Source organism: Streptomyces sp. 8N114, from assembly GCF_052245835.1.
In the GTDB taxonomy this organism is placed as follows: Bacteria; Actinomycetota; Actinomycetes; order Streptomycetales; family Streptomycetaceae; genus Streptomyces.
Window position 1 is genome coordinate 95,579 of the sequence record NZ_JBQQBT010000017.1, and the last position, 17,514, is coordinate 113,092.

19 protein-coding genes and 1 pseudogene are annotated in these 17,514 nt (G+C 71.0%); 8 read left to right on the plus strand and 12 right to left on the minus strand.

Features of this window, described 5'->3' with window-relative positions; translation table 11 throughout:
• Nucleotides 1–7: 7 nt before the first annotated feature.
• The 5 genes from ACTWQF_RS27425 to ACTWQF_RS27445 all read right to left on the minus strand — a co-directional run bounded on the left by ACTWQF_RS27425 (nt 8) and on the right by ACTWQF_RS27445 (nt 4,159).
• Nucleotides 8–730 (minus strand): TetR/AcrR family transcriptional regulator, encoded by a 723-nt coding sequence (locus ACTWQF_RS27425; RefSeq protein WP_443282369.1) that lies wholly within the window; start codon nt 728–730, stop codon nt 8–10.
• Between the two features lie 493 nt (nt 731–1,223).
• A complete protein-coding gene (locus tag ACTWQF_RS27430) occupies nt 1,224–1,922 on the minus strand; it encodes a phosphatase PAP2 family protein (RefSeq protein ID WP_443282370.1) in 699 nt (232 codons plus the stop codon).
• Nucleotides 1,923–2,027: 105 nt separating this feature from the next.
• Nucleotides 2,028–2,966 (minus strand): M56 family metallopeptidase, encoded by a 939-nt coding sequence (locus ACTWQF_RS27435; protein ID WP_443282371.1) that lies wholly within the window; start codon nt 2,964–2,966, stop codon nt 2,028–2,030.
• Nucleotides 2,967–3,059: 93 nt separating this feature from the next.
• A complete protein-coding gene (locus ACTWQF_RS27440; RefSeq protein ID WP_443282372.1) occupies nt 3,060–3,680 on the minus strand; it encodes a DUF5134 domain-containing protein in 621 nt (206 codons plus the stop codon).
• A gap of 104 nt (nt 3,681–3,784) precedes the next feature.
• A complete protein-coding gene (locus ACTWQF_RS27445; protein ID WP_443282373.1) occupies nt 3,785–4,159 on the minus strand; it encodes a hypothetical protein in 375 nt (124 codons plus the stop codon).
• Between the two features lie 722 nt (nt 4,160–4,881).
• Between ACTWQF_RS27445 and ACTWQF_RS27450 the strand changes: the two genes are divergently transcribed.
• From ACTWQF_RS27450 to ACTWQF_RS27460, 3 genes are all read left to right on the plus strand, one after another.
• A complete protein-coding gene (locus ACTWQF_RS27450) occupies nt 4,882–6,351 on the plus strand; it encodes a hypothetical protein (protein ID WP_443282374.1) in 1,470 nt (489 codons plus the stop codon).
• Between the two features lie 135 nt (nt 6,352–6,486).
• Entirely contained in the window at nt 6,487–6,675 is a 189-nt protein-coding gene (locus ACTWQF_RS27455; protein ID WP_443282375.1) for a hypothetical protein, read from the plus strand.
• Nucleotides 6,676–7,021: 346 nt separating this feature from the next.
• Entirely contained in the window at nt 7,022–8,266 is a 1,245-nt protein-coding gene (locus ACTWQF_RS27460; protein WP_443282376.1) for a cytochrome P450 family protein, read from the plus strand.
• A 287-nt stretch (nt 8,267–8,553) separates the two neighbouring features.
• Here ACTWQF_RS27460 and ACTWQF_RS27465 read toward each other — a convergent pair.
• Nucleotides 8,554–8,966, minus strand: a pseudogene (locus tag ACTWQF_RS27465) (DUF4232 domain-containing protein).
• On the opposite strand from ACTWQF_RS27465, the gene ACTWQF_RS27470 reads away from it, so the two are divergent.
• The 3 genes from ACTWQF_RS27470 to ACTWQF_RS27480 all read left to right on the plus strand — a co-directional run bounded on the left by ACTWQF_RS27470 (nt 8,935) and on the right by ACTWQF_RS27480 (nt 11,075).
• Nucleotides 8,935–9,339, plus strand: a complete 405-nt coding sequence (locus ACTWQF_RS27470; RefSeq protein ID WP_443282423.1) for a hypothetical protein — start codon at nt 8,935–8,937, stop codon at nt 9,337–9,339. The pseudogene ACTWQF_RS27465 and the gene ACTWQF_RS27470 overlap by 32 nt on opposite strands.
• A 39-nt stretch (nt 9,340–9,378) precedes the next feature.
• A complete protein-coding gene (locus ACTWQF_RS27475; protein WP_443282377.1) occupies nt 9,379–10,134 on the plus strand; it encodes an SDR family NAD(P)-dependent oxidoreductase in 756 nt (251 codons plus the stop codon).
• Nucleotides 10,135–10,238: 104 nt separating this feature from the next.
• Complete coding sequence (locus ACTWQF_RS27480) at nt 10,239–11,075, plus strand: helix-turn-helix transcriptional regulator (protein WP_443282378.1); 837 nt, start codon at nt 10,239–10,241, stop codon at nt 11,073–11,075.
• A 69-nt stretch (nt 11,076–11,144) separates the two neighbouring features.
• Here the strand turns inward: ACTWQF_RS27480 and ACTWQF_RS27485 are convergent, their stop codons facing one another.
• From ACTWQF_RS27485 to ACTWQF_RS27510, 6 genes are all read right to left on the minus strand, one after another.
• Nucleotides 11,145–11,525, minus strand: a complete 381-nt coding sequence (locus tag ACTWQF_RS27485; RefSeq protein WP_443282379.1) for a tautomerase family protein — start codon at nt 11,523–11,525, stop codon at nt 11,145–11,147.
• Between the two features lie 80 nt (nt 11,526–11,605).
• A complete protein-coding gene (locus ACTWQF_RS27490; RefSeq protein WP_443282380.1) occupies nt 11,606–12,199 on the minus strand; it encodes a TIGR03086 family metal-binding protein in 594 nt (197 codons plus the stop codon).
• Between the two features lie 85 nt (nt 12,200–12,284).
• Nucleotides 12,285–12,779 carry an SRPBCC family protein gene (locus ACTWQF_RS27495; protein ID WP_443282420.1) on the minus strand — a complete coding sequence of 165 codons (495 nt, stop codon included), beginning with the start codon at nt 12,777–12,779 and terminating at the stop codon, nt 12,285–12,287.
• 26 nt (nt 12,780–12,805) lie between these two features.
• Entirely contained in the window at nt 12,806–13,147 is a 342-nt protein-coding gene (locus ACTWQF_RS27500) for an ArsR/SmtB family transcription factor (protein ID WP_443282381.1), read from the minus strand.
• Nucleotides 13,148–13,151: 4 nt separating this feature from the next.
• Nucleotides 13,152–13,532 carry a VOC family protein gene (locus tag ACTWQF_RS27505; protein ID WP_443282382.1) on the minus strand — a complete coding sequence of 127 codons (381 nt, stop codon included), beginning with the start codon at nt 13,530–13,532 and terminating at the stop codon, nt 13,152–13,154.
• A 55-nt stretch (nt 13,533–13,587) separates the two neighbouring features.
• Nucleotides 13,588–14,433 carry a class I SAM-dependent methyltransferase gene (locus ACTWQF_RS27510; protein WP_443282383.1) on the minus strand — a complete coding sequence of 282 codons (846 nt, stop codon included), beginning with the start codon at nt 14,431–14,433 and terminating at the stop codon, nt 13,588–13,590.
• 106 nt (nt 14,434–14,539) lie between these two features.
• Between ACTWQF_RS27510 and ACTWQF_RS27515 the strand changes: the two genes are divergently transcribed.
• Together ACTWQF_RS27515 and ACTWQF_RS27520 are read left to right on the plus strand one after the other, a co-directional pair.
• The gene (locus ACTWQF_RS27515) at nt 14,540–15,139 is read left to right on the plus strand and encodes a TetR/AcrR family transcriptional regulator (RefSeq protein ID WP_443282384.1); all 600 of its coding nucleotides are present in this window, start codon (nt 14,540–14,542) and stop codon (nt 15,137–15,139) included.
• Nucleotides 15,140–15,266: 127 nt separating this feature from the next.
• On the plus strand, nt 15,267–17,510 hold the full coding sequence (locus ACTWQF_RS27520; RefSeq protein ID WP_443282385.1) for an MMPL family transporter: 2,244 nt from the start codon (nt 15,267–15,269) through the stop codon (nt 17,508–17,510).
• Nucleotides 17,511–17,514 lie beyond the last annotated feature (4 nt).

A 17,514-nucleotide genomic window follows, 5' to 3' on the forward strand; every position in this document is an offset into this window, starting at 1 on the left:
ACAGAGCTCACTCCCGCTGATCCCTTGCCGCCCCCTGTCCGGGGCTCGCCTCCCAGCCGCACGGCCGCAGCCGCTGCAAGCGCCGGACGCACGCCGCGGGCGACGCCTGGCTCATGCCTCTCTCCGCCTGGTCGGGCGGTTCTCCCTGCTCCCACTTGAGGCCGTACCGGGCGAACAGCTCACCCCGTAGCCGCTCCAGTGGCATCGGAGCGCCGGGCAGCAGAACCGCGACGACAGAGCCCATCAGATTGGCGCGCAGCAGTGGGTAGTCGGTGTCCGGGTCGGGGGAGCCGTACCGGACCACAGCGGCCCGCAGCAAGGAAGCGAGGCGCTGCTGCTCGTCGCACTGGACGAACCCCTCCTGTTGCAGGATGCCTGCCATATGGGCGCGCATCAGCACCGGCTGATCACGCGCCAGTCCCAGTACGGCGTCGATGGCCCGCGCCAGCATCTCCTTCCCACCGTCCGGCGCTTCGGGCAGTGGGCCGCGGTCCAGCGCCTCGGCGAGCGTGAGATGCATCAGCCGGTGCACCGCCGACTGGAACAGCTGCCGTTTGCCCGGAAAGTAGTACGAGATCAGGCCGCGTGCCGACCCCGCCCGGTCGGCGATCGCCCCCAGCGTCGTCGACTCGTAGCCGCGCTCGGCGACCAGCTCGACGGTCGCCTGAAGGAGGCGCTCGCGCGAGCGTCGGCGCAACTCTTCATTGACCGATGCGCTCCGGGGGGACATGCTGGACTCCTGCGTTGACTGGCTCGCAGCCAATATACTCAGCACGACTTCGGGTGTTCGCGTCCCCTTTCGAGCGCGGAGTACGACACCCGGTACAGCGGCCGATATCGGGGCGACGCGGGGGATCGCCCCGGTATCGGCATCGACCAGGTGGCTCGGCGAGGTGGACCGGTCAGGTTCCGGCGAGAGTTGCCGAGCGTCCCGACAGCGGCAGCCGCAGGCCCGACTCTAGAGGACGTACGCTTCCCCAACACCCCTCCCGCAGCCCTCACTTTCTCGGGCCGACGTCCGAACACCGGCCCATGGGTGCGTTGCCGCGTATGTGGCGGCGGGCATCGAGGACGTACCGAGGCCGGGGCAGAACCATGACGGGCGGCCGGGATCCTCGACTTCCTCAAGCCCGGCGCCGGCCGAGGTCGACAACGTGAGGGGCGTGACCCGTAGACCCTGAGCCCTCGGAGACGGGCCCTGAAGCCCCGTTGAGGGGCCTGCGCTAGCCTCTCCGGCCCGCGGGGTCAGGCAGCCGCTCACCGGGCCGCAGAGCCTCCCACGCCGCAGCGGACGCCAAGGCCACCGCCGTTCCCAGCAGCATGCCGACCACTGTGTCCGTCAGCCAGTGAACGCCCAGCCACACCCTGGTGAATGCCACGCCGATCACGGACACCACCGCGACGGCGACCGCCGGCCGCCACCACGCGTCGCTCACCGGCGCTCCCCGCTCGCGCCAAAGCCACAGCAGCACCACACACACCAACGCGGCAGTCATCGCGTGCCCCGACGGCATCGCGGCGTACTCCGCGGAGTCCACCGGCTGCCGCCAACGCGGGCGTTCCCTCCCGAGCGCAGCTTTCATGCCCTGCTGCACCCCGGAGCCGACCAGCGCCGTCCCCGCCGCCCAGTACGCCGGCAGACGCTCCCGGCACCACATCAGCCGCACGAACACCACCGCCAGCAGCAGCCGGAACGTCCACGGGTCCCACACCCAGTCGGTCAGGATCCGCATGGTCCGGGTCAGTGCGGGGTGCTCCAGCGCGACTGTGTGCAGCCCGGATGCGGTGCTCCGGTCGAGCGCGGCCAACGGCTGCCACGGCAGCAGTGCCAGGACGGTCAGCAGGACGCCGGCAGCACCCAGCGCGGCGGCCACTCCGGCCGGCCGCACGCCGGGCGAACTCGGGCGGGTCGCACCACTCATGTGCCGATCATCGCCCCTGCCGTCCGTGACAGCACAATTCACGGGCACGCCCTTCCGGCAGCTCATTGATACGTTCCTCCGCGACCGGAACCGTACCGGCCGCCGTCAGCGCAGCGCGGACAGACCCGGAGCGACTGCCACGAGCAGTGGGATCACCGGCACCAGAGACGCCACCGCCGTCATCCGCAGTCTGCGGCTGACCGGCAGCCGCGGAGCGGGGGCGAGCAGCCGGTGCACCCGCTGCGGCACCATCGCCAACGGAGCCGGACCAGGGCCGAAGATTCCACGGCCCTCGTTGAGTTCCACCAGCGCCAGCGCGATCGTCAGCCTGCCGTAACGGCGGGAGGCGGCATCGTCCGCGGCCAGCTCGACCAGCCGGTGCACCTGATCGCGGAAGCCTGCGAAGACCGGTACCCGGGAGAAGCCGGTGGCCAGCGCGGCCGAGCAGTTCAGCAGCCAGTCGTGCCGCGCCCGCGCGTGCCCCTGCTCGTGCTCCACCACCGCGTCCAGCTGCCGTCCCTTGAGCCGCCGCAGCGCACCCGTGGTGATGACCAACTGCGGGGTGGCACCCGGAAGCCACCAGGCATCCGGTTTCTCGTCCTCCAGGACGAGCAGCCGTTCGCTCGACGATGTGTCCTCGCCCGGCAGTTGGGGCGCCCGCTCCCGCAGCTCCGCACGTCGCCTGCGGCGCGTGGCCCGCGCGTCCCTGATCTCCCGCAGCAGCATCGCGCCCGTCCAGGCACCCCCGCATGCCAGCAGCACGCACAGGGCCCCCGACCACGGGGTGTGCGCGCTGGAGGTGTACGCCTCCGCCACTCCGTTCGGGGCCCCGGCGAAGACGTGACTGCGCACCACGGTGAAGGCCGCGGCACCCGAGAGGGCCATTGCCAGCAGACAGCACAGCAGTACAGCCCCGACAACGCACTGCCACACCCACAGGGCGAGCACCGGCTCCCGGTCGGGCCACGTGCAGCGGGTCAGTACGCGCGGCGCGAGACCCGCGGCGAACAGGGCGAGCACCATCAGCGCGAGCGGGACCGTCATACCGCTCAGCCTAAGAGGCTGTTACGAGACAGTGATATGCCCGACAGTGCAGAAGTGACGCGGCTCACTGCACAGCCGCGTTCCGACTGCCGCTCATACCGTCAGCAGCATCGCGAACATCCCCGCTCCCATGGCCACTCGGCAGCCGGCCGCGACCCCGGCCTGCCGCATCACGGGCAGCGCCACGGCCCGCCGGCCGCCGTCGGCGCCCGCTGTGACCACGCTGCCCGCCCCTGCTGCTACGGGCATCAGGCGCGTGCCCGTCCACAGCACGTACACCGCGAAGTACGCCAACAGCACGCCCGTCACCAGGGGTACGCCGCCGACTGCGGGGTGGTGCGCGCCGGTACCGGAGGAGGCGCCGAGAGCCATGGAAAGTGCCACGTACACCATCGCCGCACTGCCCAGTACATGGTGCAGATGCCCCGCCCGGCAGGCGATCCGGTGCCGTCCGCCCGTCACCAGCCACAGCTCACGTGCCAGCAGCAGACCGAAGGCCGCGGTGAAGGCCCAAGCCGCTGTCGTGTGCAGCACTGGTGCCCCGCCCCACAGCGCCGGCACGGCCATGGCCGCCATCCCGAAACCCATCGCCGCCTCGCTCTGCGCTTCTGCCCGCTGTCCGCGTTCCGCGTCCCGCGCCCGCAGTACGCACGAGGCGCCCGTCGCCGCGCAGAGCGCCACCAGCAGCCACCCGATCGTGGCAGGGCCGTGCATCCGCTCACCTCCTGGCTCGCGGAGAGGCTGCCCCGCCCTGTGCCGCACACGGGAGCGCACGGGAGCAACGAGGGCGCGCCGCAGCAGGGGCTGTTCGCTGCTGCTCAGCGGGGCCGGGGAGTGGTGTGGCCCATCATTTCGGAGGCTTCGGGCAACGGCATGCCCAAATCCTGGTGGAGGATACGGGCCTCGTCCGCGTGGTCGGGCAGGAACGAGCGGTCCTGGTGCTCCGCCCGGCTCTCGACGTCCTCCCGCCCGTCCCGTTCCTCCTCCGCGGCGCCCGCGCGGATGTGACGGTTGAGGAGCCGCCAGGCATAGGCGTTGGTGTGCGGGCTCCGCAGCGCCTGGTCCCATTGGTCGGCCAGTTCGGCGAAGGCCAGCCGTACGGCAGTGTCCGCCTGTCGCGCATCGGACAGGCGGCTGTGCGCGTACTCCCGATACCGGTGTTGGTAAAGAGCACAGAAAGCAGCGAACTCCACTGGTACATCTCGTTCGGGTTCCGGGCTGTTGTGCTTCCGTTCGGTGTCCGGCTGCGCCGAATTCGCGGTGCAGTGGTGTTCGCACGGCAAGGGCATACGAACGCTCAACGTTCTCTTCCCCTCCCATTCCCTCCGTTACGGACCCCCTCCTGCCGGAAGCTACAGCTCCGGATGGGCCGTACGCCACGAGTGCCTGTCGCGTGCAAATTCATCGGCAATTGCATGAGCAGCTGCCACGAACGGAAGACATCGGCACGTCGAACTGCCGGGCGAGGAAGAGCCTTATTTTCTTTCCCCTGTGATCGAAGGTGACCGTCTTGAGTGATGCAGGGACCGCTTTCGATGCGGCATCTGGCCACTCGCCGCAATCCCGCCCCCGACGACGATGGTGGAAACCGTCGCGGTGTGGCACACGAATTTCACCCGTCAGGGTGGCGAACCGGCATCGCGTCCGAATCCGCCCGGATGTCCCCTTCCGGCTCCCCGAGCAGCGGCAGCCGGATCGCCGACGGAGACGCGGTCGTGTTGAATTGGAGTCCGCCGTCGATGGGTTGGAGGTCGCTGCCAGCAAGGGCTCTGCTGCCAGGCCCGCCATGTGCGCCACCGTCGGGCCCCACGTGGTCCGGTACCGGCCGGCTCCGACCCGGGCGGCGGCGACGGCCCGCCGGGCCTTGGGCTGAAACTGTCCGTGTTCTGATCGGTTTGGTGTGTGGGGGGTTCTGGTGTCGGTTCCGGGTGTGGGCTCCGAGGGCGCGGGCGACGGTGTGCTGGTGGTGGCGGGCGTCGGCGGGGGACTGATGGATGTCGGCGTCGTCGTGGCGGGTCTGGGCGGAGTGTCCTGGAGCGGAGTACTGGCCGGCGCGGGCGGCGAACCCGTCGGCAGCAGAGGCGGAGTGGGAGTCGTCGAACTGGTGGGCCCGGTCGACCCACAGATGGTGCTGGCGCGTGTGCGCCTGGTCGCCGGGGTGTCCGGGCAGCTGCTGGTCGTCATCGTCGGGGAATTGCGCAGGGACCCGCGCAAGGGCGGGCTGCACGTCGGACTGGGAGCGCCCGGCCAGCACTCGGCAGTGGTGCGGTACAGCGGACTGCCCTGGGAGTGGCTGATAGGGGAGTTGGCCATAAGGCATCCCGGGACGACGACGGTGCTGCTGGACGTGGCGGCGGAGGCGGGCACCTGGGAGGCGATCCAGGCGGGCGGCCTGCCGGAAGCCCCCGGCGTAGGGGTCTACGGCCGGGTCGTACGACAGGGCCGCGAGTCGAAGTGGCGACGGCGGCGGGCCGGCAAGGCGCCGATGGAACCCGCGTATCTCCAGGAGTGCGTACGGCTGTGGCGCGCGGGCGGTCGTATGCCCTTCGCAGAACTGCATGAGCGGGCCTCGGCGGTCTCCGGTCCGACAGAGAACGAGCAGCCGCTGTTCATCGCCTCGGCCACCGCAGCCGCGTTCCCGTCTCCGGCGGGGAACCAGTATCCGGCGGGGAACCAGGCTCCCGTGCCGGCAGCCGGCATGCCGAACGGCTATCAGTCCGTGGAGGCGCCCGTCGCCCAGAACGGCTGGGAGCACCAGCCCGGGCCGGACCTGCCGGCGGAGTGGCGGCGCGAGACTGGTCACGCGCTGCCCGCCCCGACGCCGACCGCGGCCGAGAACGGTGCTGCCCCCCAGCCCCAAGCCGCAGCACAGCCTTCGGCGGCCCAACAGCCTTCGGCGGCCCAAGCCGCGGCAGCCCCGCCCCCCGCCGCCCAACCCCCGCGCGCGCAGCCCGCGGAGGACCCGCACGAGACGATCATGGACGCCGCGCGGGCAGGCCGTCACCAGGAGGCCGAGTCCCTCGCGGCAGCTTGGCAGGACGCCGCCGAGCGCACCGAAGGCCCCGGTTCGGAGGGTGCGCTGCACTGGGTGGAGGTCCGCGCCGACCTCGCCCGCCTCGCAGGTGACCCGGCCCGCAGCTGCGAACTGTGGCTGCGGGTGGCCCGAGGCCGCCTCGAACTCGGCGAGGCGGAGAACGCGCTGGAAGTCGAAGGCGCCGTCGACCGAGCCCACCACCAGTGGCAGTCTCTCGACGACGAGGCCATGGCCCGCGAGCTGGCCCCGGAACTGGTCCTCCTTCGCCGTCGGGTGCCCGGTCGCCAGCCCGGCGCCGTACGGCTGGTGGAGGAGCGCGCGGAGCGCCTCCTCGGCGGCGTCGAACAGTGAACAGAGGGGCGGCATCCGCAGGAGTGGCACCGGTTGGTCCGTTCGCAGCAGCACCGGACCAGCCGAGCACTCATCCGGTGGCACATCTCGGACGCTGTATCGCGCACTGTCCGTGACAACCACCAAGGAGCGCGCATGTCCCGTCGACCCGCACTGGCACTGGCAACACTGCTCGCGGCAACTGTCTTGGCCGCAGCCCCCGCTGCTGCCGCATCCGCCCCCAAGCCCCACGATCTGACCCCGCGCGAACACGCGGCCGTCAAGATCACGGAGAAGATCCTGGGCACCGTGCTGGGCGGCGTCGTCAACCTCGGCGGCAGCTGACAGCAGATCCCGCCGACCGACACCGACCCGGGCAGGTACCGGCATCCGTCCGGTCGTTGCACCGACTGCCGCGCCGTCCGCATGTCCGGACGGCGCGGCAGTGCGCGGGCACCGGGGCGGTGTACCGCAGGCCCTCGAGGTGTTCGTCTGCGAAGAGCCGGCGGGCCGTTCCGGGGTCGTTTGCGGCTTGCCTCGCGAGGCTCGTACGGCGGCGCCCACGGAGGGACTTCGTTCGACGTGAGATGATCTTGATGCTTCTGCCCTCTACACGGACGCTTGATCGGCTCGTACTGTGGCAGTCGTCACCGCGTCAACTCCCCGCCCCGAACGGAGATTGCGACTCACCGTGTCTGTTTCCGAGCCTTTGATTCTCGACCCCACCGGCAGCGACCCGCACGGTGAACACAAGGCACTGCGCGAGCGGGGTCCGGCGACCAAGGTGGACATCCTCGGTGTCACTGCCTGGTCGGTCAGCGACCCCGTTCTCCTCAAGAAGCTGCTGACCGGCCCGGACGTCTCCAAGGACGCACGGCAGCACTGGCCCCAGTTCGCCGAGGCGGTCGCCAGCTGGCCGTTGGCGCTGTGGGTCGCCGTGGAGAACATGTTCACCTCCTACGGCAGCGATCACCGCAGGCTCCGCCGCATGGTGGCCCCGTCCTTCAGTGCCCGGCGCATCGCGGCGCTGGGGGAGCGCGTCGAGCTCATCGTCGACGACCTGCTGGACGTGCTGGAGCGCACGCCGGACGGGGAAGCGGCGGATATCCGTGAGCTGTTCGCCTATCCGCTGCCGATCCAGGTCATCTGCCACCTCATGGGGGTGCCGGAGGAGCGCCGCGAGGGCTTCCGCGAACTGGTCGACAACGTCTTCGCCACGACCCTCACTCCGGAAGAGGCCGCAGCCAACACCGCCAGCCTGTACGCGACGCTCGACGACCTCATAGCCGAGAAGCGGGAACGGCCTGGCGAGGACATGACCTCACTTCTCATCGACACCCGGGACGAGGAGGGAGACGGCTCCACGCTCTCGGAGGCCGAACTGCGGGACACGCTGCTGCTGATGATCAGCGCGGGCTACGAGACCACTGTGAACCTTCTCGACCAGGCCATCACCGTGCTGCTGACCCACCCCGAGCAGCTTGCGCTGGTGCGGGAGGGGAAGGCCGGCTGGACCGACGTGGTCGAGGAGACGCTGCGGTTCGAGCCGGCCGTCAAGCACCTGCCCATGCGCTTCGCGGTGCGCGACATCGCTCTGCCGGATGGACAGGTCATCGCCAAGGGGGAGCCGATCCTCGCCTCGTACGCGGCGGCCAACCGGCACCCCGACTGGCACGGTGAGACTGCCGACACGTTCGACCTGACGCGCTCCGCGCCCGGTCCGGAACACCTCGCCTTCGGGCACGGTGTCCACTTCTGCCTCGGCGCGCCGCTCGCGCGGCTGGAGGGCACCACGGCGCTCGAGAAGTTCTTCGCCCGCTTCCCCGACGCGCAACTGGGGGTTCCCGCAGAGGAGTTGCGTCCCGTGCCCTCGCTGATCAGTAACGGTCACCAGACCCTGCCGGTGGTGCTGCGCCCGGCGCCCGCCGCCGACTAGGGCTTGTCCAGCGCCTCCTGTGTACCCGGCATGGTGGGCTGCGCTTGCCCACCCTGCTGCCCCAAGCTTCGCAGTTCCCCGCGCCCGGTAAGGGGCGCGGGGAACCGCTCCCCCAGCCTCCGGCCGGGAGGTGCCCCCACCAGCCATGGGGGTACCTCCCTGCTCGAAGAGCTTGGGGGAGCACCCGCAGCCCGCTGGCATCAGGTAGGGGCACTCCTTACCGGACAACAGAGGGGGGGCCAGATCCGCCGGACAAGCCCGACCCGCCGACCGGCTGCCTGCGGTGCTCATCCGCCGGTGCCGGGGGTGAGCGGGCCGATCTTTGGCACCGACCCCTCGCCCGCGGCGGGGGCCGGGCCACCGGACCAGCCGACCCGGAGAGACGCATGCTGGTCGGGCGGGGTGAGCAGAGCAGCATCCGGGGTGACGGTCTCGGCGCCCGACACCTGCGGGTTGGTGTACGAGAGCGGTGCCCAGGCGCTCGCGCCGGACGAGAGCTTGACCGGCTGCGAACTGCTGCCTTCGCGCTCCGGGGGACGGAGACCTGTGCACCGGAGGCGTTGATGAAGGCGAACCCCGGGAAACCGCTCAAGCTGCAGGGCTGGCCCGAGCTGTTCGTGAAGATGAGTGCGTAGTGGTTCTGGCCCGCTCCCGGTCTGTTGGGGCCTATGGACGCCTTCAGATCGGAGGTCGTACACACCGACCCCTCGGAGCCGGAGCCGGAGCCGGAGTCAAAGCCGGAGCCGGGAGCTGCACTGGCCTCCCCATCACCGGTGGTGCTGCCGCTGTTCCCGCCGCCGCCTGAGGAGCTGCCGGAGCCGGAGGAGGACGCACCGCCGGACTGCGAGCCGCCGTCCTTCGCCTTCTTGCCGACGCTGCTGTCCTTGGCCTTGTCGTCGCCGCTGTCCTTCTCCTTGTCATTCGGGGAGAGACCTGCTGGAGCGGCGTCCCCCTTGGCATGTCTGACGCAGCCGTACGTCCTCGGCCGTCCCGCCGCCAAAGGGGGACCGGCGATCCCTGGACAGCTGCTGCCTTCCATCCCGTTCCGCGGCGACGGCACCGTTGAGCTGTAGGTATTCAGCACCGCATCACCACTGGACGGAGAACCCGGCATGACCCGCATCGCCCTCATCACCGGTGCCAACCGCGGACTCGGGCGCAGCACTGCGCTGCACCTCGCCGAGGCGGGCACCGATCTGCTGCTCACATACCGCTCGCACGCCGAGGAGGCCGAGGCCGTCGTGGCGCAGATCCGCGCCATGGGCCGGACGGCGGTCGCGCTGCCGCTGGACGCCGCGGACACCGCAGCGTTTCCGGCTCTTGCCGACACCGTGCGCGGTCTGCTCAAGGAGCACTGGGACCGCGAGAACTTCGACCTCCTCGTCAACAACGCCGGCCACGGCAACCAGAAGCCGTTCGTGGACACCACCGAAGAGGACTTCGACGGGCTGATGAACGTCCACGTCAAGGGCGTCTTCTTCCTCACCCAGGCGCTGCTGCCGCTCCTCAGTGACGGCGGCCGGATCCTCAACGTCTCCACCGGCCTGACCCGTTTCATCGCCGCTCAGACATCGGCATACGCTGCTGCCAAGGGCGCCGTCGAGGTCCTCACCCGCTATCTCGCCAAGGAGCTGGGGCCGCGCGGTATCTCCGTCAACGTGCTCGCGCCGGGCGCCACCGCGACCGACTTCGGTGACGGGCACGTCCGCGACAGCGCGGAGGCCAGGACCTCCATCGGCTCGGTCACCGCGATGGGCAGGGTCGGGGAGCCGGACGACATCGGTGCCGCCGCCGCGGCGCTGCTCGCCGAGGGCAGTGCCTGGATCACCGGGCAGCGCGTCGAGGCGTCAGGCGGCATGCTGCTGTAAGGCGGCCGAGGGACGCACGGCGGCACGAGCAGAGCTGCCGAGCGGAAGAGAGTCCCGAAGGGCGGCGACCGGAACGGGAGCGAAGGAACAGGGAGCATCGGACCGTGGACAGAGCACAACTCGCGGACTTCCTGCGCACCCGCCGGGAGGCTCTGCAGCCGGAGGACGTGGGCCTGCCCCGGGGGCCGCGCCGGCGGACCAGGGGGCTGCGGCGCGAGGAGGCGGCGGCACTGAGCGGCATGTCGACCGACTATTACAGCCGACTGGAGCAACAGCGCGGCCCGCAGCCGTCCGCACCGATGCTGGCGGCCATAGCCCGCGGCCTCCACCTGTCGCTCGCCGAACGTGACCACCTGTTCCGCATCGCCGGGCACAATGCGCCCCCGCGGCTGGGTTCGGACCACATCACGCCTGGACTGATGCGGATCCTGGGCCGTCTCGACGACACCCCGGCGCAGGTCGTCAACGATCTGGCCGAGACGCTGTGGCAGACACCGCTGGCCACCGCGCTGGTCGGCGACGAGTCCCGCTTCACGGTTGTGGACCGCAGTTTGTACCACCGTTGGTTCACCGACCCGGCCACCCGGCTGAGCTATCCGGAGGAGGACCACCCGGGGCACAGCAGGTTCTTCACCGCGGAGCTGCGTGCCGCCTACTCCCGGCAGGGCAAGGGCAGTCGGGCCGAAGCGCTTGTGGAACGGCTGCTTGCGGCCAGCGAGGAGTTCGCCGAGTGGTGGAGTGCGCACGAGGTCGGTGCGCCACGGGTGGAGCCGAAGCGGTTCCGCCACCCGGAGCTGGGCGAGATCGAGGTGCACTGCCAGGTTCTTCTTGACCCGGACCAGGCGCAGACACTCCTCGTCTACACGGCCACGCCCGGTTCGGAGAGCGACGAGAAGCTGCGCCTCCTGCCCGCCGTCGGAACCCGCTCCGCGGGGCCTTGACCGCCGCGCCGGGTGAGACGGAAGCGGGACACCGGCCGCCGCCCGGCCCGCGATGCGTCGGGGCCGGGCTCAGACGTACTGTGCGACGCCGTTGCCGAGGGACCAGTCGATCGACTCGTTCTCGGTCACGGTGACGAACATGTTGCGCGGCTCGGCCGCCGCGTACTGCTGTGCAAGCTCGGCGATCCGTCGGTACAGAGCCTGCTTCTGCGCGGGGGTCCGCCCCGAGCGCATGGTGATCGCGACGTAGACGATGCCGTCGTCGCGGTGCACACCGAGGTAATCGCCGTAGCGCAGCGTGCTGTTGGTGCCGTCGTGGCCGACGAGGACCTGGAACCGGTCGTCGGACGGTATCCCGATCGTCTCGACCAGTGCGTCGTGCACGGCCCGGCCGAGCGCGTCGAGCCGGTCCGCATCGGCCCGTAGTGCGTCGATACGTACGAATGGCATGGCAGCGGATCTCCTTCAGTGGGCGGGACGACAGCCGCAGGCGTCGACGTACCGTACATACTAGTAGGTACAGTCGACCGTCAGGGCCGACGGCCGATGAAGCACAGGAACGTGGTCTGTGCGTCGGCATCCGCGGGTGCCGGGACGCTCTCGTCGAAGGCGCCGGTCGCCAGGAGTTCCGCGTGGTGGGGGAGCAGTGCCTGGTGGGTACGGGTGACAGCGTCCTGGTCGAGTATCTCGTCGCCTCCGGTGGCTCGGGCCAGGTCCCAGGTGTGGCCCAGCAGTTCGAGGGAGCCGATCACATCGACGGCCTGCTCCACCGGGACCGGTCCGAGCGGACCGCCGGGCAGCGGCCGGGCCGCCGACGCGGGGTCGCGGAGCATCGCGAGCATGTGGGTACGGCAGTCGAGGAACGCGGCTGCAAGATCGGCGCCCGGCTCCACGGCGGGCGCCTCCGCCATCGGGGAGACGGCGACACCGTGCGCCGGGGACGGGGAAGTGCCGTGCACCGCGGCGAGGATGCCCCGGTGCCCGTTGATGACGTGTGCGACGACATCGCGGGCGGTCCAGCCCTGGCACGGGCTCTTCGCATCCCACCGGTCCGCGGGGACTTCCCGGACGCGGGCCAGGAAGGCGTCGGCGAGCTGTGCGTAGCGGTCTGCGGCATCGGACATGAGGGCTCCTGTTGCTCGGTACGTGGGGAGCTACGTGGGCGGTTCTCTACGGGCCCGCGGGTGGCCGGGGCCGCGTATGCGCTGGTCAGTGCGGCGGCATGTGGCGGAGGACTTCGTCCAGGCGGCGCCCGGCCACCGAGACCCAACCGCCGCCCATCACGTCGCGGGCGCGCTGCTGGAGCGGATTGTCGGGGTCGAAGCCGTCGTGGACGAGGAAGAGCCGGGTCCCGCGGCCTTCGGGCCGCAAGGTCCAGGTGATGGTCCAGTCGGCGCCGCTCGGGCTGGAGGGGTCGGCGTCGCGCCAGCCGACCCGCAGCATGCTCTCGGGCTCGAAAGCGAGTACCTCGGCCTGGACGGTGCCGGAGAACCCGGTGGCGGGCATGGCCCGGGCCTGCATGGTGTACCGGTGGCCGACCTCGAGACGGAAGTCGCAGGGCATGAGCCACTGCGCGATCAGGTCCGGCTCGGTCAGCGCGCGCCACACCTTGGCCGGTGGATGCGCCAGGAACTGGTCGACCCGGACGGCGGTCGCATCATCGGCGGCCATGTCCTCGGCGGCCATGTCGTCGGGGCTGCTCATGGCGTTACCGGCCGCCTCGTCATCGGTCACGGCTCATCGTCCTCAAGGGTGTCGAGCAGGTCGCGCAGGTTGCTCAGCTTCTCGCGCCAGAACCGCTCGAACGGGTTCAGCCACTCCTGCACCTCGTACAAGGCGGCTGCTTCCAGTCGGTAGAGCCGCTGTCGGCCTGATCTGGTCTCGCTGACCAGCCCGGCCTCCCGGAGCACCCGCAGGTGCTCCGAGAAGCTCGGGCGCGCCATGGCGAAGTGCGCGGCGAGCTCGGTGACGGGCTGCGGTCCGTTGTCCCGCAGCAGCCCGAGCACCTCGCGCCGCACCGGGCTGGCCAGCGCTGCGAAGACCTTTTCCTCCTGCGTCCCGGTGGCGGGCATCGGTTCAGGCCCGGGTTCCCGACGGGGCCGGTGCGGAGAGCACGAAGCGGTTGCCGTCGGGATCCGCGAGGGTGGCCTGGCGGCCCCAGGGCAGCTCGTCCGGGCCCTCGATCGCGGCACCGGCCTGCGCGAGCCCGGCACAGTCGGCATCGAGGTCGGACGTCTCGAGGATGATGCCGCTCGCGCTGCCGGGGGTGAAGCCCTGCTCGGCGGAGGCGAGCGTGAAGCTGGTGGCGGCTCCGCGCGGGGCGACCTGGAGCCAGCGGACCGGGCCGTTCTGCTGGTCGACGAGGACCTCGAAGCCGAGCGTGGAGACGTAGAAGTCCTTCGCCCGGTCCTGGTCGGAGACGGGCACGGTGACGGTTTTGGCGTGCGTGATGTTCATGCCCCCACTATACGTAGGAAATTTCCTACGTGTCACCCCTGCCCGTCGTAACCCGTCACCGGCGCACGGCGGTGACCAGCCAGGCGGAGCTGCGCAGCCGTACCGTGCCCTGGGCGTCCTCGTGGCCGCGCAGCAGTTCGGTCAGTTCCCGCCGGGCCCGTGCGCCGGTCTCCTGGTCCACCTGCGTCAGCAGGTGGCGACCGGGGCCCGAGTCGAACAGGAAGTCGGCCGCGTCCTGGGCTCCCTGCCCCCACCTTCCGTCCGCTTCGGTGTGCTGGACGGCGATGTCCGTGAAGCCGGCCGCCGCGAGGACCTCGCGCACCCGCGCGGGGTCGGCGAGGGAGAACATGCCCGGCCCGCCGGTCGCCCCGAAGCCGCCGACCGGCAGGTAGGCGCGCAGCTCGGCGAGTGCCTGGAGCCATTCGTTCCCCTCGGCGCCGGCCGCGCAGATGAAGGCGAGCCGACCCTCGGTGCGCAGGCCGCGGGCGATGTTGGTGAAGGCGGCCACGGGGTCCGCGAAGAACATCACGCCGTAGCGGCTGATCGCCACGTCGAAGTCGCGTCCGGCAAGGGGGTGCACCTGGGCGTCGCCCTGCTCGAACGTCACGTTGTCGAGGTGTTCCGCGCGTGTGGTGGCGCGGGCGCGCTCCAGTTGCGGTCCGGAGAGGTCGACGCCGGTGGCGTGTCCCTCGGTGGCACGGCGGGCGGCGAGCCGGGTGGTGGCGCCCGCGCCGCAGCCGATGTCCAGCACGGTGTCGCCGGGTGCGATGCCGGCGGCGTCGAGAAGCGGCTGGTTGAACCCTTCGTTGACGGCGTCCCAGCGGTCCTGGTTACGGGCCCAGTGGGTGCCCTCGTAACCGTTCCATGCCTGCTCCTGCTCGGCGTTGGCGCTCTGCTGCATGACGAACCTCGGCTTTCCCTGCCTAGTATGGGCGTGTGCCCAAAGAATGTATGGGCGCACGCCCAAACTGTCCACTCGCAGCGCTGTCCTATCCGAAAGGTCCCCGATGTCCCCTCGTGGTGTGGCCGTCCCCGATATCCGTGAACGACTTTTCGCCGCCGCGGAACGTGTTGTCGCCCGCGGCGGTCCCGGCGCGCTGACGAGCAGGGCCGTCACCGATGAGGCGGGCTGTGCCAAGGGGATGCTGCACACCCATTTCGCGGGCGGGCTGGACGAGTTCGTCGCCCAACTCGTCCTGGACCGCTTCGCGCGGACCGCCGCGCTCGCCGCCGAACTGCCGCGCCGGGCCGGTCAGGAGACGGTCGCCGCGAACCTCGCCACCGTCACGACCGCGCTGCTCACCTCCGCCGGCCCGACCATGGCAGGCATCGCCCTCACCCGCCCCGGCGCCTCTGCCCGCTTCCGCGATGCGATGGCCGCCGGAGCCCCGGGCTTCGCAGCCGTCCAGGAGTCCGTTGCCGCCTATCTGGCCGCCGAGCAGCGCCTGGAGCGCCTGGCCGCCGACGCGGACCCCGAGGCCCTTGCCCTCGCCCTGGTCGGCACAGCCCACCACCTCCTGATGACCAGCTGGCCGGGCGCCCCGGACCCGTCCGCACAGCTCGACCGGGTGATCGCGGCGCTCACCGGCCCCGGCACACCCCGCTGACGGCCCCGTCCGCACGGGAGCACAACGGTGTACCCAAGGGAACCGTGGGGGTCCACCGACCGGTTGACGGCAGGTTCAACCTGGCGATGCTGTCGCCGCCGACCCGCCCGCGACCAGCATGTTTCCCATGACCAACATTGTTGTACGCACGGCACGCTGGAGTGCGGCGCACCCCTGGAAGGGCATCGTGGGGTGGTTCCTCTTCGTCGCGCTGTGCCTCGGCGCCGGGATCTCCGCGGGGACCCACGCCGCCACCACCGAGGACTACCGCATCGGCGAGGCGGGCCGCGCCGAGGCCATGGCCGCACAGGGCGGACTCCAGCAACGGCCCGTGGAACACGTCCTGATCACCCGGGAACCGGGCGGAGACAACAGGGGAGACAAGAGCCGTTCGCTGTCGGGCACAGCAGCGCTCACCGCCGCCCGTGAAATCGCCGCGGGGATGCGGAAGCTCCCCGAAGTCCGGTCCGTGAGCGCGCCGGTACGCGCCTCGAACGGCGCAGCCCTGCGGCTGGACGTGGCCCTGAAGGGCTCCGAACTCGACGGCAAGAAGCACGTCGACCCGCTGCTGGCGCAGACTCGGAAGTCGGCCGCCGACCACCCCGGCCTGCGGATCGAGCAGACGGGCGGCTCGTCCATCAGCAAGGGAGTCGATGGGCTGCGCTCGGACGAACTCGCCCGCACCGAGAAGGTGGCCCTGCCGGTCACCCTGATCACTCTGCTGCTGGTGTTCGGCTCGGTGGCGATGGCCCTGGTGCCGCTGCTGCTGGCGCTGACGTCCATCGTCGCGGCCGTGGGGCTTTCGATGCTGGCCTCGCACGTCTTCCCCGACGCGGGCGTGGGCACCAACGTCATCCTGCTCATCGGGCTGGCCGTCGGCGTCGACTACACCCTGTTCTACCTCAAGCGGGAGCGGGAGGAGCGTGCCCGGTCCGGCGGCAGACTCAGCTCCCGTGCCGTGGTCGAGCTCGCGGCGGCCACTTCGGGGCGGGCCGTGGTCTGGTCGGGGCTGGCCGTCGCACTCTCCAGCGCGACGCTCTATCTGGCGGACGACGTCATCTTCTCCTCGCTGGCGACCGGCGCCATCGTCGTCACCGTCGTGGCCGTGGTCAGCTCCCTGACCGTGCTGCCCGCCCTGCTCGCCGTGATGGGGGAGCGCGCCGAGCGGCGTACGGCCCGGCGTGCCGAACGCGGCACCCGGCCGCTCATACGCCGCCGCACCGACCCGGCGAACAGAGGCGGCGACGGCGCCCGGGAGGGCAGGCTCACCGGTACCGTGCTCCGGCTCGTGGAGCGCCGGCCCGCCGCCACCCTGGGCTTCGCCGTGGCAGTGCTGCTCGCACTGGCGGCACCCGTGGTCGGCATCAACCTGACCGACATGGGCCGCGAAACGCACCCCCGCTCCGTCGCCGCGATGCGGACCTACGACCGGCTGAACGCCGAGTTCCCCGAACTGAAGGCCACCCACAGGGTCGTGGTGCGGGCCGGTGCCGACCGTGCCGACCAGGTGGCCAGGGCGCTGCACAGCCTGGCGGAGGAAGCCGAGTCCGACCCGGCTCTGGGCGGTACGCCGCAGATCCGGGTATCGCCCGACGGCCGGATCAGCATGCTGGAACTGCCCGTCCCGCACCATGTGAGCACCGCCGAGGCCCGCTCCTCGCTGGAACGGCTCCGCGAGCGCTACGTACCGCACGCGGCGACCGCGCTGCCCGGCGCGGAGCTCGCCGTGACCGGTGACGTTGCCCGCCATGTCGACTATCCCGCCCACCAGAAGCAGCAACTGCCGCTGGTCGTCGGTGCGCTGCTGCTGGTCACGTTCGCGATGACGGTGTGGGCGTTCCGCTCGGTGGTCCTCGGCCTGGTCGGGGTCGTACTCAATCTGCTCTCGGCAGCGGCGTCGCTCGGCGTGCTGGTCGCCGTCTTCCAGCACCGCTGGGCGGAGGGGCTGCTGGACTTCACCTCCACCGGCTCCATCGGCTCCCGGGTGCCGCTGTTCCTCTTCGTGATCCTCTTCGGCCTCTCCATGGACTACCAGGTGTTCGTGATCAGCCGGATACGGGAGGCGGCACAGAGCGGTCTGCCCACCCGGCAGGCCGTCATGGCGGGCGTACGAAGCTCCGCCGGTGTGGTGACCAGCGCGGCGGTCGTGATGGTGACGGTCTTCGCGAGCTTTGCGGCGCTGCATCTGATCGAGATGAAACAGATCGGGTTCAGCCTCGCCGTCGCGGTGCTGCTGGACGCCTTCGTCATCCGGCTGCTGGTACTGCCCGCGCTGATGCTGTTGTTGGGCGAGCGCTCCTGGTGGCCCGCGCGCCGGGCACCGACTCCCCCGGCCACGCGTCCTGAACCGCTGCCGGCCCGCATAGGGTGAGCTC

Excerpts from the sequence above, each read along its gene's own strand:
- ACTWQF_RS27425 (WP_443282369.1), bottom strand. The coding sequence starts at position 730 with ATGTCCCCCCGGAGCGCATCGGTCAATGAAGAGTTGCGCCGACGCTCG.
- ACTWQF_RS27430 (WP_443282370.1), bottom strand. The coding sequence starts at position 1,922 with ATGAGTGGTGCGACCCGCCCGAGTTCGCCCGGCGTGCGGCCGGCCGGA.
- ACTWQF_RS27435 (WP_443282371.1), bottom strand. The coding sequence starts at position 2,966 with ATGACGGTCCCGCTCGCGCTGATGGTGCTCGCCCTGTTCGCCGCGGGT.
- ACTWQF_RS27440 (WP_443282372.1), bottom strand. The coding sequence starts at position 3,680 with ATGCACGGCCCTGCCACGATCGGGTGGCTGCTGGTGGCGCTCTGCGCG.
- ACTWQF_RS27455 (WP_443282375.1), top strand. The coding sequence starts at position 6,487 with ATGTCCCGTCGACCCGCACTGGCACTGGCAACACTGCTCGCGGCAACT.
- ACTWQF_RS27470 (WP_443282423.1), top strand. The coding sequence starts at position 8,935 with ATGGACGCCTTCAGATCGGAGGTCGTACACACCGACCCCTCGGAGCCG.
- ACTWQF_RS27475 (WP_443282377.1), top strand. The coding sequence starts at position 9,379 with ATGACCCGCATCGCCCTCATCACCGGTGCCAACCGCGGACTCGGGCGC.
- ACTWQF_RS27485 (WP_443282379.1), bottom strand. The coding sequence starts at position 11,525 with ATGCCATTCGTACGTATCGACGCACTACGGGCCGATGCGGACCGGCTC.
- ACTWQF_RS27490 (WP_443282380.1), bottom strand. The coding sequence starts at position 12,199 with ATGTCCGATGCCGCAGACCGCTACGCACAGCTCGCCGACGCCTTCCTG.
- ACTWQF_RS27495 (WP_443282420.1), bottom strand. The coding sequence starts at position 12,779 with ATGAGCAGCCCCGACGACATGGCCGCCGAGGACATGGCCGCCGATGAT.
- ACTWQF_RS27500 (WP_443282381.1), bottom strand. The coding sequence starts at position 13,147 with ATGCCCGCCACCGGGACGCAGGAGGAAAAGGTCTTCGCAGCGCTGGCC.
- ACTWQF_RS27505 (WP_443282382.1), bottom strand. The coding sequence starts at position 13,532 with ATGAACATCACGCACGCCAAAACCGTCACCGTGCCCGTCTCCGACCAG.
- ACTWQF_RS27510 (WP_443282383.1), bottom strand. The coding sequence starts at position 14,433 with ATGCAGCAGAGCGCCAACGCCGAGCAGGAGCAGGCATGGAACGGTTAC.
- ACTWQF_RS27515 (WP_443282384.1), top strand. The coding sequence starts at position 14,540 with ATGTCCCCTCGTGGTGTGGCCGTCCCCGATATCCGTGAACGACTTTTC.
- ACTWQF_RS27520 (WP_443282385.1), top strand. The coding sequence starts at position 15,267 with ATGACCAACATTGTTGTACGCACGGCACGCTGGAGTGCGGCGCACCCC.